Source organism: Streptomyces sp. NPDC002742 (genome assembly GCF_042888885.1).
GTDB lineage: Bacteria > Actinomycetota > Actinomycetes > Streptomycetales > Streptomycetaceae > Streptomyces.
The window spans coordinates 411,650-427,249 of the sequence record NZ_JBIAQF010000001.1 but is presented as its reverse complement, the minus strand read 5'-3'; the positions used below and the strand labels follow the sequence as shown (position 1 = coordinate 427,249).

At 70.7% G+C, this 15,600-nt stretch carries 9 protein-coding genes; 6 read left to right on the top strand and 3 right to left on the bottom strand.

Annotated features, from left to right (window positions below):
- Positions 1-50: 50 nt before the first annotated feature.
- The 5 genes from ACFYW8_RS01810 to ACFYW8_RS01790 all read left to right on the top strand — a co-directional run bounded on the left by ACFYW8_RS01810 (position 51) and on the right by ACFYW8_RS01790 (position 7,266).
- Positions 51-737: a lipoprotein gene (locus ACFYW8_RS01810; RefSeq protein WP_389065962.1), complete on the top strand. Its 687-nt coding sequence runs from the start codon at positions 51-53 to the stop codon at positions 735-737.
- Positions 738-1,072: 335 nt separating this feature from the next.
- Positions 1,073-1,570 carry a three-helix bundle dimerization domain-containing protein gene (locus ACFYW8_RS01805; RefSeq protein ID WP_389065958.1) on the top strand — a complete coding sequence of 166 codons (498 nt, stop codon included), beginning with the start codon at positions 1,073-1,075 and terminating at the stop codon, positions 1,568-1,570.
- A 41-nt stretch (positions 1,571-1,611) separates the two neighbouring features.
- On the top strand, positions 1,612-2,649 hold the full coding sequence (locus ACFYW8_RS01800) for a polyphosphate kinase 2 family protein (RefSeq protein ID WP_389065955.1): 1,038 nt from the start codon (positions 1,612-1,614) through the stop codon (positions 2,647-2,649).
- A 63-nt stretch (positions 2,650-2,712) separates the two neighbouring features.
- The gene (locus ACFYW8_RS01795) at positions 2,713-5,430 is read left to right on the top strand and encodes a cation-translocating P-type ATPase (protein WP_389066582.1); all 2,718 of its coding nucleotides are present in this window, start codon (positions 2,713-2,715) and stop codon (positions 5,428-5,430) included.
- Positions 5,431-5,484: 54 nt separating this feature from the next.
- Positions 5,485-7,266 carry a SulP family inorganic anion transporter gene (locus ACFYW8_RS01790; RefSeq protein WP_389065951.1) on the top strand — a complete coding sequence of 594 codons (1,782 nt, stop codon included), beginning with the start codon at positions 5,485-5,487 and terminating at the stop codon, positions 7,264-7,266.
- A 47-nt stretch (positions 7,267-7,313) separates the two neighbouring features.
- On the opposite strand, the gene ACFYW8_RS01785 is transcribed toward ACFYW8_RS01790, so the two are convergent.
- Positions 7,314-9,779, bottom strand: coding sequence for a SpoIIE family protein phosphatase (locus ACFYW8_RS01785; RefSeq protein WP_365873714.1), 2,466 nt, complete (start codon positions 9,777-9,779; stop codon positions 7,314-7,316).
- A gap of 255 nt (positions 9,780-10,034) precedes the next feature.
- On the opposite strand from ACFYW8_RS01785, the gene ACFYW8_RS01780 reads away from it, so the two are divergent.
- On the top strand, positions 10,035-12,101 hold the full coding sequence (locus ACFYW8_RS01780) for a SpoIIE family protein phosphatase (RefSeq protein ID WP_389065945.1): 2,067 nt from the start codon (positions 10,035-10,037) through the stop codon (positions 12,099-12,101).
- A gap of 2 nt (positions 12,102-12,103) precedes the next feature.
- On the opposite strand, the gene ACFYW8_RS01775 is transcribed toward ACFYW8_RS01780, so the two are convergent.
- Complete coding sequence (locus tag ACFYW8_RS01775; protein ID WP_389065941.1) at positions 12,104-12,982, bottom strand: YhjD/YihY/BrkB family envelope integrity protein; 879 nt, start codon at positions 12,980-12,982, stop codon at positions 12,104-12,106.
- 287 nt (positions 12,983-13,269) lie between these two features.
- On the bottom strand, positions 13,270-15,363 hold the full coding sequence (locus tag ACFYW8_RS01770) for a SpoIIE family protein phosphatase (RefSeq protein WP_389065936.1): 2,094 nt from the start codon (positions 15,361-15,363) through the stop codon (positions 13,270-13,272).
- Between the last annotated feature and the right edge of the window lie 237 nt (positions 15,364-15,600).

Sequence of the window (15,600 nt, the reverse complement as noted above, 5' to 3'; positions counted from 1 at the left end):
AGCCGTGCCCCCGTTACATTGTGATCACTGGACCACAGGGGGAGCACATCATGGCTGCAGGAATACGGGGCGGGTGGCGCGGGGCGGTGTACGTGGCCTTGGCGACCGTCGTGGCGACCGGCTGTTCGACGGCCGCCGACGGGAGTCCGAAGGCGGGCACGAGCGCGAAGTCCACGGACCGGGCTTCCGGTGCCACCGGCACGGCCACGGCCGCCAAGAGCGGCGGCACACTCGGTCCCGCGGGCTCGGCCTGCGAACTGCCGGTCAGCTTCGACACGGCCGAGGACTGGAAGCCGCAGTCCATCGACGCGGCGGCGCAGGCCCCGATCAAAGCCGACGGCACCAGGGACGTCACGGATCCGCTCTTCCGGCAGGGCCCGGTCACCCTCGTCTGCGAGATCGACGCCAAGCCCGCCGGGAACATCGGCTACCTCCGGGTCTGGACCGGAAAGCCGGGCGCCGCTGACGCGGCCACCGTACTCAAGGCCTTCGTCGCCGCCGAGCACGGCGCGGGCAAGGCGGTCTACCGCGCGTTCGACGCGGGCGGTCTGTCCGGGACCGAGGTGGAGTACGTCTACACGAGTGAGGCCCTCCAGGAGTCGAAGAAGGAATCCGCCTTCGCCGTCACCACCGATCGAGGCCCGGTCGTCGTGCACCTCGGCGGACTGGACACCGGGGAGCACACGGAGATGCTTCCCGCGTACCGACTCGCCCAGCGGACCCTGCGCACCACCTGACCTCCGCGGGCGACCTGACCTCCGCGAGCGATCAGGCCTCCGCGGGCACCGCGGCCACGAGCCGTCGCCCGGCCCCTCGCGGGACCGGCCGCCACGCGGGTACGGCCCTGGCGCCGTCCCGCGAGCGGCCGGTCGCGACGGCCGCTCCCGCGAGGGGCAGGCACCGGCGGGAGCGCACCGTCCGTGAGGCGGATTCGACCGGGCGGTCCCAGAATGAGGGGGACGGCCTCGTACCCGGCCGTCGAGCCGTCTCGGGGCGGTCGGATCGGAACCGTTGACCCTGCGGTCTCCGCCCCTTGAGGCTCGAGTCCTGCGAGCGCGCGGGTGGTTGAGCGATGAAGACGGACGAGCCGGCATCCACGGCCGACGAGAACAGCGCACCTCGGGAAGCGAGCCGCGCTCCCGCCCCGCCCGCGGGCAGCCTCGCGGCGACAGGCCCAGCGGGTCACAGGGCCGCCCGCCAGGACGAGGCGGTCGCCCTCCTGCACCTGGCCACGAGGCTGAAGGCCGCGTACCCCTCGGTGGACCCGTCCGTCGTGGACGAAGTGGTCACGACGGCCCGCGGTTCGTTCCAGCAGGCGAAGGTCAGGACGTACGTCCCGATCCTGGTCGAACGCCGGGTCCGGGCGCTGCTCGGCGCCCAGCACGACGACGGGACCACCCACGCCCCGAGCGCCGTCGGCGACGCGACCGCCGAGCGTCCTGCACCGGCGGGAACGGCGGAGCGGCGGGCCGAGAGCCCGGGACGCCCTTCGCTGCTCGGCCGGTGGATCCCCGCCAGACTCCGGCCCGCGCCCGCGTCCGACCTGGGCGGTGTCGGTGAGCGCTCGTGACCGCGCGGTGCTCACCGTGACAGGAAAAGAGGCGGGTCGTCATGACGGATGCCAGGGCCGAACGCGTCGCGAGGCTCATCGAGCCACTGCGGGTCGAACCGGGATCGCGGGTGGACCTGGGCGAGGACTTCGACCCCCGGTACAAGGGCGGTCTGAAGAAGAAGCAGGGGGTGGAGCTGCTGCGCACGGGCGTGTCCCTGCTCGCCGAGTACCAGGAACGCCTGGCGGCCCAGGACACGTACGGCGTACTGCTCTGTCTTCAGGCGCTCGACGCCGGGGGCAAGGACGGCACGATCCGGCACGTAATGAGCGGGGTGAACCCGCAGGGCGTCAAGGTGAGCAGCTTCAAGCAGCCCTCCGCCGAGGAGCTCGACCACGACTACCTGTGGCGGTACGCCAAGAAGCTGCCCGCGCGTGGCGACATCGCGATCTTCAACCGTTCGCACTACGAGGAGGTGCTGGTCGTCCGGGTGCACCCCGAGGTCCTCGACCGCCAGCGGCTGCCGCCGGACGCGCGCCGGAAGGACATCTGGGATCGCCGGTACCGGGCCATCAACGACTGGGAGCGCTACCTGACGGACAACGGGTTCAAGGTCGTGAAGATCTTCCTGAACCTGTCCAAGGAGGAACAGCGCACGCGTTTCATGAAGCGGCTCGACCTGCCGGAGCGGAACTGGAAGTTCTCCGCCGCCGACGTGCGGGAGCGGAGGCGGTGGGACGAATACCAGGACGCGTTCTCCGAGATGCTGTCGCGGACGAGTACGCCGTGGGCGCCCTGGTACGTCGTCCCGGCGGACCGGAAGTGGTTCGCGCGCATCTCCACCGCGGCGGTGCTGGCTCACACGCTCATGGACATCGACCCCGCTTACCCGGTGGTGGGCAAGGAGGCGCGCAAGGACCTCCGGGCCGCGAGGCGGGAACTGGAGGCCGACGCTCCTGAGGGTGCGCCGGCCGATCCGTACGCGGCAGGTCACCCGGTGCCCGAAGCAGGCGGCGGAGAGCGACGGAGCGGCCAGAAGGCGAGGGGGCGGCAGGCGCCCGGCGCGGCATCGCCGACCGGGAAGGGCAAGCGGAAGTAGGTCGCTCGAGGTCCCTCGGTGGAGGGAGGCGGACCGGATCCAGATCGGAGAGCTGAGATGGGGATGCAGTCGAGCGGCCCAAAGGCTCCGGAGCGCGTTGCTCCGGAGCTCTGGTACGCGCGTGCTCCGCAGGACGTCGCGTCGGCCTTCGGTGTCGATCCCGCGTCCGGACTCACCGCGGCCCGGGTCGCCGAACTGCTCGCCGAGAACGGGCCGAACACGCTGCCGGAGGAGAAGCCGAAGCCGGCGTGGCGGCGGTTCGTCGAGCAGTACCGCAGCTATATGCAGGTGGTCCTCCTGGTGGCCGCGGTCGTCTCGCTGGCGATCGCCGAGTGGACCACCGCGATCCTGCTCGTCCTGCTGACCCTGCTGAACGCGGTCGTGGGTCTGCGGCAGGAAGGGAAAGCCGAGAGCGCGATGAACGCGCTCCAGTCCATGCTGACGGCGACGGCCCGGGTCAGACGTGACGGAACCGAGTCGGAGATCCCGGCGGAGCAGCTGGTCGTGGGCGATGTCGTCCACATCACCGCCGGCGACCAGGTTCCGGCGGACGGACGGATCGTCGAAGCCCACGCGTTGCAGATCGACGAGTCGGCGCTCACCGGCGAGAGCGTTCCCGCCACCAAGGACGCCGAGACCCTGCCGAAGGTCCTGCTGGGCCCGGGGGATCAGTCGAACATGGCGTTCATGCACACCCCGGTCACCCACGGCAGCGGTGTCGTGGTCGTCACCGGGACGGGTGAGGGCACCGAGCTCGGAAAGATCTCGGAGATGCTGTCGGCGACCGAGAGGGAGGAGGCGCCGCTCACCAAGGAGCTCGACACGCTGACGCTGTGGATCACGGCCGCCGCGGGCCTGACCATGATCGTGATGTTCGCGCTCGGGTACCGCCGCGACCAGCCCTGGGACGCCCTGTTCGTCAGCGCGGTCTCGCTGGCCATCGCCGCCATTCCCGAGGCCCTGCCCACGGTGACCCAGGCGATCCTGTCCGTCGGCAGTCTCAATCTGGCGAAGCGCAACGCGATCGTGAAGGAACTGCCGTCCGTCGAGACCCTGGCGTTCACGTCGGCGATCAACTCGGACAAGACCGGCACCCTGACCATGAACCAGATGACGGCCGTGGAGATCGTGACCCCCACCGACCGGTACACGGTCTCGGGCACGGGCTACGGCCTCGACGGAAGGATCCAGCACGCCGCGGGTTCCTCCGCGAGCATCGAGGACGCGATCCTGCCGTACCTCGTGGCGAACGACGCCAGGCTGGTGGACGGCGAGGTCGTGGGCGATCCCACGGAAGGCGCGTTCCTGGTACTGGCCCACAAGGCCGGGCTGGACATCGACGCCACGCACGAGCGGCTGCCGCGTCTCGCCACACTGCCCTTCGACCCGGGCTACAAGCTGATGGCCACCTTCAACTCCGCGGTCGACGCCCTGGGCCGGCCGGTGGTGCGCTGTTTCGTCAAGGGAGCGGCTCCGGCGGTGACGGCCCGCGCGGCCACCGCGCTCTCGGGCGGCGCGACCGTTCCCTGGGACGAGGAGCTCGGCCGGCGCGCCGATGAACAGGCCGAACGCATGGGCGGCGAGGGACGCCGGGTGATGGCGGCGGCCAGCCGGGATCTGGACCCGGCCGACTTCGATCCCGGCGGTGATCTGCTCGGCTATGTCACCGGCCTGCGGATGACCAGTCTGGTCGGGATGGTCGACCCGCCCCGCGAGGAGTCCCGGGCCGCCGTGGCCAGCGCCCAGGCCGCCCACATCCGGGTCCGCATGGTGACCGGGGACGACGTCACCACCGGTGCCGCCATCGCCCGGCAGCTCGGGATCCCCGGCGAGGCCGTCCTCGGCGCGGAGTTCGCCGCGCTGCCGGAGCACGAGCAGCTCGCCCGCATCGACGACATCGGTGTGGTGGGACGGGTCGCCCCGGAGCACAAGGTGCTGCTGGCGGCCACGCTCAAGAAGAAGGGCGATGTCGTCGCGATGACCGGCGACGGCGTCAACGACGCTCCCGCCATCAAGTCCGCCGACATCGGTATCGCCATGGGCAGCGGCACGGACGTGGCGAAGAACGCGGCGCGGATGATCCTGTCCGACGACAACTTCGCGACGATCGTCTACGCCGTGGAACAGGGCCGCAATCTCTACGACAACCTCACCAAGTACATCCGCTTCGTGCTCCTGCTGCTGGTCACCTTCGTCCTGACCTTCCTCGGGGCGACCGTCTTCAACATCGCGGCCGGTGAACCCTTCACCCCGCCGCAGGTGTTGTGGATCCACTTCGTGGTCAACGCCTCGTTCGGCTTCGCGCTCGGCTTCGACAAGGAGAGCGCGGGGCTCATGCGGCGCAGGCCGCGTCCCCGGGGGGAGACAGTGCTGACCCGGCCCGTGATGGTGACGGTCTGCCTCAGCGGGCTGGCGATCACACTCATCCTGCTCGGGCTGATCAAGCTGGGCGAATCCCGCTTCGACAGCGTCCACATCGGCAGTTCGATGGCGTTCACGGCGTTCGCGCTCTGCCTGATCGTGGCCGCGTTCGAATGCCGCAGCGAGACGGACTCGGTACTGACGACGAGCACGTTCGACAGCAAGCAGATGAACTGGACGGCACTGGCCCAGTTCGTCCTGGCGGTCCTGGTGACCCAGATGGACGGGTTCCGTCGCATCCTGGGCACCACCCGGATCGATCTGCGGCAGTTCGGCTGGGCCCTGCTGTCCGCCGTCGCACTCCTGGTCCTGTGGGAGGTGGGTAAGCTCCTGGCCCGCAGGGCGCAGCGCACCGACTGAGTACGCGGGCCCCTGTCCGTGCCCGTCCGGCGCGGACCTACCCGAAGGACAGCCGTGTCGAAGCACCCCGGCACCCCAGGCGAAGGCTGGCGTCGCGCTGTGCCGGCGGTCCCCGGCCTCGCCGTGCTCAGGGGGTACCGGCGGAGCTGGCTGCGCGGGGACCTGCTGGCCGGGGTCACGGTCGCCGCCTATCTGGTGCCGCAGGTCATGGCGTACGCCAGTGTCGCGGGGCTGCCACCCGTCGTGGGTCTGTGGGCGATCCTGCCCGCCATCGTGCTGTACGCCCTCCTCGGCTCGTCCCGGCTTCTGTCGGTGGGGCCCGAGTCGACGACGGCGCTGATGACCGCGACGGTGGTGGGGCCGCTCGCCGGCGGCGATCCGGCGCGGTACGCGGTCCTGGCGTCCGCGCTCGCCTTCGCGGTGGGTCTGATGTGTCTCGTCGCGTGGGCGGCGCGGCTGGGATTCGTGGCGGACCTGCTCTCCCGGCCCGTACTGATCGGGTATCTCGCGGGCGTGGCACTGATCATGATGGTGGATCAGCTCACCAAGCTCACCGGCGTCCCGACGGACGGTTCGGGGTTCTTCCCCAAGCTGGCCTCGTTCTTCGGGAACCTGGACGAGATCCATCCCATGACGGTGATCTTCAGCGCGGTGACGCTGGTCTTCCTGTACCTGGCCACGCGCTTCCGCTGGAGGATCCCGGGGCCGTTGCTCGCCCTCGTCCTCGGCACGGCCGTGGTCGCGGTGTTCGACCTCCAGGACCACGGCCTCGCGGTGATCGGGGAGATTCCGGCCGGGCTGCCCCGCCCGGAACTGCCCGGTCTCGGGAACCTGCCCCAACTGCTGCTGCCCGCCCTCGGTGTCCTGCTCGTCGGCTACACCGACTTCATCCTGACCGCGCGGGCCTTCACGACCGACGACGGCGGTACGGCGCTGGACGCGAACCAGGAGTTGCTGGCCCTGGGCGCCGTGAACCTCGGCGCCGGCACCCTTCAGGGCTTCCCGGTGAGCAGCAGCGCCAGCCGTACGGCACTAGCGCAGTCCACGGGCGCGCACTCCCAGGCGTACGGGCTCACGGCCGGGGTTTCCGTGCTGGCCGTCCTGCTGTTCCTGAGCCCGCTGCTCACCAACACCCCCAAGGCCGTCCTGGGTGCGCTGGTCGTCTACGCCGCGATCCGGATGATCGACCTGGCCGGCTTCCGGCGGCTGGCGTCCTTCCGGGCCCGGGAACTGCTGCTGGCTCTCGGCTGTCTGGTCGGCGTCCTCGCCCTCGACATCCTGTACGGGGTGCTGGTGGCCGTGGGTCTGTCGGTCGCCGAGCTGTTGAGCAGGGTGGCGCGCCCGCACGACGCGGTCCAGGGACTGGTGCCGGGCATGGCGGGCATGCACGACGTCGACGACTTCCCCGAGGCCCGGGTGATCCCCGGTCTGCTGGTCTACCGCTACGACTCTCCGCTGTTCTTCGCCAACGCGGAGGACTTCCGGCGCAGCGCCCTGGGCGCGGTGGCCGAACAGGAGGTCCCGGTCCGTTGGTTCGTCCTCAACGCGGAGGCCAATGTGGAGGTGGACATCACCGCGCTGGACTCGCTGGACGAGCTGCGGCGGGAACTCGGGGGACGCGGGATCGAGTTCGCGATGGCCCGGGTCAAGCAGGATCTGCGCGACGAGCTGGACGCCTACGGGCTGAGCGCGTCCGTCGGCGAGGACCGGATCTTCCCCACGCTTCCCACAGCGGTCGCCGCGTACCGTTCCTGGTGCGAAAGCCATGGCGTCGATCCCTGCGAGCCGGACGGCGGTCCCGGCCGGGCGGACCGGCCGGAGGCCGGCCTCGGCTGAGCCGGGGACGCCCCGCCCGGAGCAGCCCGCCCCAGGGGTCCGGCCGCTCACGGAATCTCCTGTTCGGCCCAGATGACCTTTCCCTCCGCCGAGTGGCGGGCGCCCCATCGATGGGCGAGTTGCGCCACCAGAAAGAGACCGCGGCCGCCTTCGTCCATGCTCCGGGCGTGTCTGAGCCGTGGGGCGGTACTGCTGGCGTCGGAGACCTCGCAGGTCAGCCGGGTGTCGCAGAGCATCCGCAGCCGAATGGGCGGTTCGGCGTAGCGGATCGCGTTGGTGACCAGTTCGCTCACGATGAGTTCCGTCGTCATGGTCAGTTCCCCGAGACCCCAGGATTCGACGACGCGTGTGGCACGGGCCCGCATGTCGGAGACGGCTGCCGGGTCCACCGGCACCTCCCACGAGACGACGTGGTCGTCTCCCAGGGTGTGCGTGCGCGCCAGGAGCAGGGCGATGTCGTCGGGCTGGGGCACGGGTACGAGCTGCCGTACGACGTCCGAGCACAGCGATTCGAGGTCGGGGTCCGACCGGGCCAGCAGTTCCCCGAGGCGTGCCATGCCGAGTTCCATGTCGTAGTGGCCGCCCTCGACGAGTCCGTCGGTGTAGAGACCGATCAGGCTGTTCTCGGCGAGTTCCAGTTCATGGCTCTCGAACGCCATCCCGCCGAGCCCGAGCGGGGGGCCGGCGGGCAGCTCCGGAAAGGTGACCTGCCCGTCGGGGGCGACGACGACCGGGGGCGGATGTCCGGCGCGGGCCATCGTGCAGCGTCTGGTGACGGGATCGTAGACGGCGTACAGACAGGTCGCTCCGAGGAAGGACTCGGTCGTGCTCCGGTCGGCCTCCTGCTCGTGGGTCCGCTCCTCGCTCAGCCGGAGCACGAGGTCGTCCAGGTGGGCCAGCAGTTCGTCGGGGGGCATCTCCATGTCGGCGAGGGTCTGCACCGCGGTGCGCAGCCGGCCCATGGTGGCGGCCGCGGTGATGCCGTGGCCGACCACGTCGCCGACGACCAGGCCGACACGGGCGCCGGACAGCGGAATCACGTCGAACCAGTCGCCGCCGACCCCGCCGCTCGGGTCCGCCGGCAGATAGGACGAGGCGATCTCCAGCGCTGTCCCGCCGGTCAGGGCGTGCGGCAGCAGACTGCGCTGGAGGGTGACCGCCGCCGTGTGTTCGCGGGTGTAGCGGCGGGCGTTGTCGACGCACAGCGCCGCGCGTGCCACCACCTCGCGTGCCAGCAGGACGTCGTCGGGCTGGAACGAGACCGGATTGATGGACCGTACGAACGTGGTGAGGCCGAGGGCGGTGTTGCGCGCCCGCATCGGCACGGAGATGAGGGAGTGCAGCCCGTACCGGCGGATGCTTTCCGCTCTCGCGGGCTCCTCGGCGATCCACAGGTCGTCGTCCGGGTCGAGGACCTGGACGAGGACGGGCTCACCGTTGGTGAGCAGGTGCACGTCGTGGGGTGGCGGGAGGAAGTCCGCCCGGTCCCCGATCCGGGCCACGGCCTCCGGGCAGCCCTCCCGCACCGAGCTCATACCCGCGCGGCGCATCATCGGCTTGGCGGGCGCCGGTCCCGCGTCCGACAGCCAGGCTCCGTGCCCCTCGGTGCTGAGGACGGATTCCAGGAGGTCGACGATGACGAAGTCCGCGAAGCGCGGAACGGCGAAGTCCGCGAGCTCCTGCGCCGTCCGCATGACGTCGAGGGTCCTGCCGATGGTGGTCCCGGCCTCGTTGACCAGCGACAGGAGCTGCCGGGCGTTCCACCGCTCGGTGACGTCCAGGACCATGTAACACACACCGGTGTACGAGTTGTCGACGCCCAGCAGCGGGAAGAACGAGGTGGAATAGGCGTGCCGGCGATGCGGGTCGGCCCAGCTCCATCCCAGGTATTCGTAGTCGATCACGGGCTCGCCGGTCGCCAGGACCTTGTGCATCAGCCCCTCGATGGTCTCCGCCTGCAGCCCCGGCAGCAGTTCGGTCAGCCGGCGCCCGAGCCGCTGTTCGCGGGGCACACCGCCCAGGTGTTCCAGCGTTTCGTTCATCCAGACGTAGCGCAGCTGCAGGTCCAGCACGGCCATGCCGACCGGTGAGCGGGTCAGGAATCCGTCGATGAAGGCCGGGCCCACCGTCCACTGCCGTCTCCGGTCCCGTGCCGAGAGCAGGAAGCACTCGCTCTCGCCCATGCGGAAGGACGCGGAGACGCGCAGGTCCACGTCGATGCGCCGGCCGTCGCGGTGCCGTACGGGGATGAGGCCGCTCCAGCCCATTCCCGCGCGGCACCGCTCCGCGACACCCGCCACCCGCACCGGGTCCCTGGGCAGCGCGAGCAGCTGCGCGGCCGAGGTGCCGGCCATCTCGGCCGCCGGGTAGCCGAGGAGCGATTCGGCACCCCGGGTCCAGCCCAGCACCACCCCGTCGCCGGACACCACCGCCGCCGCGTCGGTGGACGCGTCGAAGGGATCGCCCGGTCCTTCGGACGCGGGCGCGTCGGAACCTTCCTGCGCAGAAACCATGAAGCTCTCATCCTTTACCCACGACCATGTTCCTGCTTGTCCGTCCGATGTGCACGGCCCGGCGGATGATCACCGGACCCGGCCGGCGCCGCACGGCACCCGCCCCCTGGCCCTGAACATGCCAACCCGCCGCTCTGGAGTGGGCAAGGCCGGGGGCAGGGCGCAGCATGGAAGGGCCGGGGTCGGCACACAGGTGCGCGGCGACGGCGACGGAGCCGGGCACACCGCGCCGCGGCCGGTGGAGGAGGGCCAGGGATGACAGCCGATTCCTCGCAGTCCGACAGTGGAGGCTACGAGCCCGACGCTTCCCGGCCGACCGGCCTGCTCGATGTGCTCAGCGTGGCCGCGATGGTCCTCGACGCCGAGGGACGCATCGTCTTCTGGACCCCTCAGGCAGAGGATCTCATCGGCTATTCGGCCGAAGAGGCTCTCGGCAAGTACGCGGCGCGTCTGATCATCCATCCCGAGCACATGCAGTCCGTGACCGAGCTGTTCGCCGATGTGCTGGAGACGGGGCGAAGTTGGGCCGGTGCCTTCCCCATCCGGCACAAGGACGGCAGCACCCGTCTGATGGAGTTCCGCAACATGCGGCTCCTCGACGATCGCGGGGAGGTCTACGCCCTCGGTATCGCGGCCGACCACACCATGCTCCAGCGGGTGGAGACCGATCTCGCCCTGTGCGAACAGCTGATCAACCAGTCTCCGATCGGTCTGGCCCTGATGGACCCCGAACTGCGCTATCTCATGGTCAACCCGGCGCTGGAGCGGATCGACGGCATCCCCGCCGAGGACCATGTCGGCCGTCATCTGCGGGAGACGCTGCCTTTCCCCGACGTGGACACCGTCGAGTCGGCGTTGCGTCAGGTGCTCACCACGGGCACACCCCTGCTCGACCAGTACCACGTGGGCCGCCCGCCGACCGATCCCGACCACGAGCACGCCTGGTCCCTGTCCTTCTACCGGCTGGAGGACGCGGGCGGACGGGTGCTGGGCGCGGCCGCCTCGGTCGTCGACGTCACCGAACGCCATCGCGCCGCCGCCGAGGCGGACCGGGCGCGGCGTCGCCTCGCGCTCATCGCCAGCGCCTCCACCCGGGTCGGCACCACCCTGGAGGTGGAGCAGACCGCTCGCGAACTGGCCGAGATCGCCGCCCCCGAGCTGGCCGACGTGGTCGCGGTGGACGTCCTCGACTCCGTCCTGGCCTGCCGTCGCAAGCGCAGGCCGGACAGCGGCCCGGAGTTCTTCCGCTCTCTCGCGCTGAAGGCGTCCTACCCCACCGTGGCGCTGCGCGCCGCCGACCCTCCCGGTGAAATGGCCGCGTACGACGGTGACCGCCTGGTGACCCTGTGCGTGCACACCGGCAGGCCTGTCCTGGTGCGGCACGTCGGCGAGCACGATCTGCCGCGCATCGCCCGCGACGCCGAGGGTACGGCCCTCCTGGCACAGGCCGGTGTCCACTCGTATCTCGCCGTTCCGCTGATCGCGCACGGTGAGGTACTCGGCGCCCTCGACCTCAAGCGCACCCGCAACCCGCTCCCCTTCGACGACGACGATGTCGTCCTGGCCAGTGAGCTGGCCACCCGTGCCGCGGTGGCCATCGACAACGCCCGGTGGTTCCAGAGCGTGCGCAACACCGCCGTCACCCTCCAGCGCAGTCTGCTGCCCGATCATCCGCCCCACCTCACCGGTCTGGAGGTCGCGTCCCGCTACCAGCCCGCCCAGGCCACCAGCGAGGTCGGCGGCGACTGGTACGACGTCATTCCGCTGGCCGACGACCGGACCGCGCTGGTCGTCGGCGACGTCATGGGCAACGGCATCGACGCCGCCGCCACCATGGGCAGGCTGCGCACCGCCACGTGCGCCTACGCCGACCTGGACCTCGACCCCGGCGATGTGCTCCACCACCTCGACAAGATCACGTGCGACCTGGAGCACTACATCGTCACCTGCATCTACGCCGTGTACGACCCCCACAACAGGCAGTGCCGCATCGCCAACGCCGGACACATGCCGCCCGCTCTGGCCCGTCCCGGCGACGCCGCCGAACTGCTGGACCTGCCGTCGGGCGCCCCCCTCGGCGTCGGCGGCATCCCGTTCGAGACCACCACGGTGGAATTCGCCCCCGACGACCTGCTCGTCCTCTATACGGACGGCCTGGTCGAGACCCGGCTGCATCCCATCGACGACCGCCTGAACGTCCTCCTCGGCTTCCTCGACGAACCGGGCCGCCCCCTGGAGGAGATCTGCGACCTTCTGCTGTACGGCCTGCGCAACTCCGACGACCACGACGACGTCGCCCTGCTCGTCGCCCGCGCGAAGTAGCCCTACGGCTTCTTGGAGTCCTTGGCGCGGCGATGGGAGGAGACCTGTTCGCGTGTGGTGCGCCAGCGCGACCTGGTCTGTTCGACCACGCTGTCCCACTGGCGGCGGACCTCGTCGTCCGAGGGGCGGTCGCCGCCGCGGATCCGGGTGAGTTCGTCGCGCATCTCGCGTCCGAGGGCCGCCGAGGCGACGATGACGAACATCGCGGCGAAGAGCGCCGAGATCATCGCGAACACGGCACCGACCGCACCGTAGCGTGATGCGTAGGAGTTGAAGAGCCGCGGGAGGTAGACGGTCGCGCCCACGGAGTAGAGCGCGGTCAGCACGGCCGCCGTGATACCGAACGGCAGCAGGTCGCGCCAGGGGATCCGCTTCGCGGACAGGTCCCAGCCGCTCCAGACCAGGAAGGCGACACTCACCGGGATCTCGCACACCGAAGCCACCAGTCCGAACTTGCTCCCCCCGAGGACCGCGTGGAGCCACCCGGTGACCGCCGCGTAGCCGCCGAGCCCGAGGATCCACCACAGGCCGTTCTTCGTGTTGCGGACGCTGAGCGGGGTCAGTTCCCATGTCTGTTCGAACAGGCGCTGCGTGGCGCGCGCGAAGCTCAGCACGGAGATGACCAGGAACACGCTTCCGAAAACACCCACGCTCGCGCTGGTGCCCTCGGCAGGGGCGAGGAGTGACCTGACCGCCTGGGCGCCCTGTCCGGTGAGGCCGTACCGCTGGATGATCCGCTCGGCGGCGTCGTAGTCCGAGAAGCTGCTCAGCACCGCGCCGCAGAGAATCGTGAGCGGGATGGTCGCGGTGAGCGCGCTGGACGCCAGGGCCATGGAGCGGTCGAAACCCACGATCTTCTGGAAGCGGTTGATGACCCGCAACGCGAAGGCGGGCCGCAGCCAGAACGTCAGCGTCCTGACGAGGCGCTCGCGATTGATCCCCGCCGTCCTGTCCTCCGTGTATTAGGGGCCTGGTATGGCGTTGCGAGCGTAACGGACGGCCGGCCCGGCGGGGATGGACGACACGGCCCGGCGGCGGCGTCCGGCCGGGGGACGCGTGTCATGCCACCCGGTCGGCCGTCGCAGCCGGTCCTGGCCGGGCGCCTCCCTCAGCAGGGCGACCTGTCCCGGGTACCCACCGCACCCGCGGGCAAGGGGGCCTCGCGTTCTCAGCCGTCCTCGGACAGGGCGACCTCCGCCCAGATCGTCTTGCCGCGGGCCTCGGGGCGGGTTCCCCAGCGGCGGCTGACCTGCCAGGTCAGATAGAGGCCCCGGCCGCCCTCGTCGACCTCCTCGGCGTGCCTCAGGTGTGGCGCGGTGCTGCTGTCGTCGGTCACCTCGCAGACGACGACGGAGCCGTCGAGGATGAGGCGTACTCCGATGGGACCGTCCGAGTAACGGACCGCGTTGGTGACGAGTTCGCTGACCACCAGGGTGGTGGGGAAGGCGTGCTGTTCCAGGCCCCAGTCCGTGAGTGCGCGCTCGGCGCGGTCGCGCGCCTCGGCGACGGCCGCGGGGTGGTTGGGCAGGGTCCACGACGCGACCTGATCCGGTCCCAGGGAGCGGGTACGGGCCAGCAGCAGGACGGCGTCGTTCTCCGCTTGGTCCGGCGTCAGCCGGTAGAGCACCTCGTCACAGATCTTCTGCAGGGGCCGGTCGGCCGGCAGCAACGCACCGCGGATCCGGACCAGCTGCTCGTGGGGGTCCTGCGAGACGGCACGCAGCATGGCGGTGTTGGACATCAGGAGGATGCTGCCCTCCGCGACCTCGAACTCGGCCGTGCCGTACTTCGCCAGACCACGGCCCAGCGACGGCCCGGTCGGCGCCACGGCGTACTCGACGGTCCCGTCGGGCAGGGCCAGCACGGGAGGCGGATGCCCGGCACTCGCCACCGCGCAGAGGCGGGTGACGGGGCTGTAGACGAGGTAGAGACAGGTCGTGTCCTCGACCTCGTCGTCGGCCGGGGCGTCCGGCTCACGGGGCCGTTCTCCGCGGAGGCGGGTCACCAGGGCGTGCAGCCGTTCCAGGACCTCGTCGGGTGCCAGGTCGAGCACGGCCAGCGCGCTGATCGCGGCCCTCACCTCACCCATGGTGGCGGCGGCCCTCAGGCCCCTGCCCTCGGTGTCGCCCGTCACCAGGGCCACCCGCGCTCCGGACAGCGGGATCACGTCGAACCAGTCTCCGCCGGCGCCGAGCGGACAGTAGCTGTAGGCGGTCTCCACCGCGGTGTGGCCGGAGATCCGGGCCGGTCGCAGACTGAGCTGGAGGACGCGGGCGGCCGATCGCTCCCTGGTGTACAGCCGGGCGTTGTCCAGGCACAGTGCCACCCGGTCGGCGAGTTCGGCCGCGAGCGCGAGCTCGCCGTCATCGAAGGCGTGCGGGGTACGGTCCCGGTAGCAGTGTGCGACCCCGACCACGGAGCCGCGGGCCGCCAGTGGCAGTACGAGGACCGAATGCGCCCCCGCCTCGATCATGCGGCGCCCCCGCACGGGTTCTCGCGGCAACCACCCCGCGTCCGGGTTCAAGTGCTCGATCATGCGTGGCTGGAGGTCCGACAGACACTGGGCGAAGGGGGTCGCCGAGGACAGGCCGATCGCCTCGCCGATGGAGGGAAGGTACCGCTCGGCCTCCGGAACGACGGACCGACGGCCCGTGCACCGCATCGCCCCGAACTCCATCACGGTGCCCGGCGCGGACACCTCGCCCCGCAGGACGGAGTCAAGAACCTCGATCACCACCGTGTCGGCCAGCGCGGGCACCATCTCGTCGGCGAACTCCTGCGCCGTACGGAAGATGTCCAGTGTCGTGCCGATGCGCCCGCTCGCCCTCTCCAGCAGGGCCAGGCGCGCCGCCGCCCGTTTCCGCTCGGTGATGTCCACGACCGCCGTCGCCACCCCCATGACACCGCCGGCCGTGTCCTCCAGGCGGAAGCAGGAGACCGACAGGACGATCTCGGGCTGGTCGGGACCCAGATGGCCGCGCACCTCCACGTCCAGAGCCGGCACACCGGTGTCCAGCACTTCGAGCACCGTCGACTCGTAGGACCCGGTGTAGAAATCACCGGCCCACTCCCTCGGGTGACGGCCCAGGGCCTCCTCCAGGGCGAACGCCCGGACATAGCGGGCCGCCGTGTTGAACCGCACCAGGCGAAGCTGCGTGTCGAGGACGTGCAGGCCCACGGTCGACTCGGAGAAGAGCGCCCTGAGCACGGCCTCGTCCAGCTCCGACCCCGGTCGGCCATGTCCGCCCAGCGATGCTCCCATGACACTTCCGTAGACCGTTAACCGCCCATGCATTCCGATTTGCCAGGGTTCCACCATATTCGCTCACCAGTGGCGCGCGACCGGAGTACCGGTCCGCATCGATATCCCCGGCCGAAACGGACCGACGCGCCCCGTGCCGCGGCCTTCCCTTCGGCCGGCCCGGCTCGGCTCCCGGACGCCCTGGGCACCGCCCGGCCGCTCCTCTACGCTGCCCGAAGCACCGTGACGATCAAGGGG

What these genes read in the sequence shown, in the direction of transcription:
- ACFYW8_RS01810 (WP_389065962.1), top strand. Translation starts at nt 51, where the DNA reads ATGGCTGCAGGAATACGGGGCGGGTGGCGCGGGGCGGTGTACGTGGCC.
- ACFYW8_RS01805 (WP_389065958.1), top strand. Translation starts at nt 1,073, where the DNA reads ATGAAGACGGACGAGCCGGCATCCACGGCCGACGAGAACAGCGCACCT.
- ACFYW8_RS01800 (WP_389065955.1), top strand. Translation starts at nt 1,612, where the DNA reads ATGACGGATGCCAGGGCCGAACGCGTCGCGAGGCTCATCGAGCCACTG.
- ACFYW8_RS01795 (WP_389066582.1), top strand. Translation starts at nt 2,713, where the DNA reads ATGCAGTCGAGCGGCCCAAAGGCTCCGGAGCGCGTTGCTCCGGAGCTC.
- ACFYW8_RS01785 (WP_365873714.1), bottom strand. Translation starts at nt 9,779, where the DNA reads ATGGTTTCTGCGCAGGAAGGTTCCGACGCGCCCGCGTCCGAAGGACCG.
- ACFYW8_RS01780 (WP_389065945.1), top strand. Translation starts at nt 10,035, where the DNA reads ATGACAGCCGATTCCTCGCAGTCCGACAGTGGAGGCTACGAGCCCGAC.
- ACFYW8_RS01770 (WP_389065936.1), bottom strand. Translation starts at nt 15,363, where the DNA reads ATGGGAGCATCGCTGGGCGGACATGGCCGACCGGGGTCGGAGCTGGAC.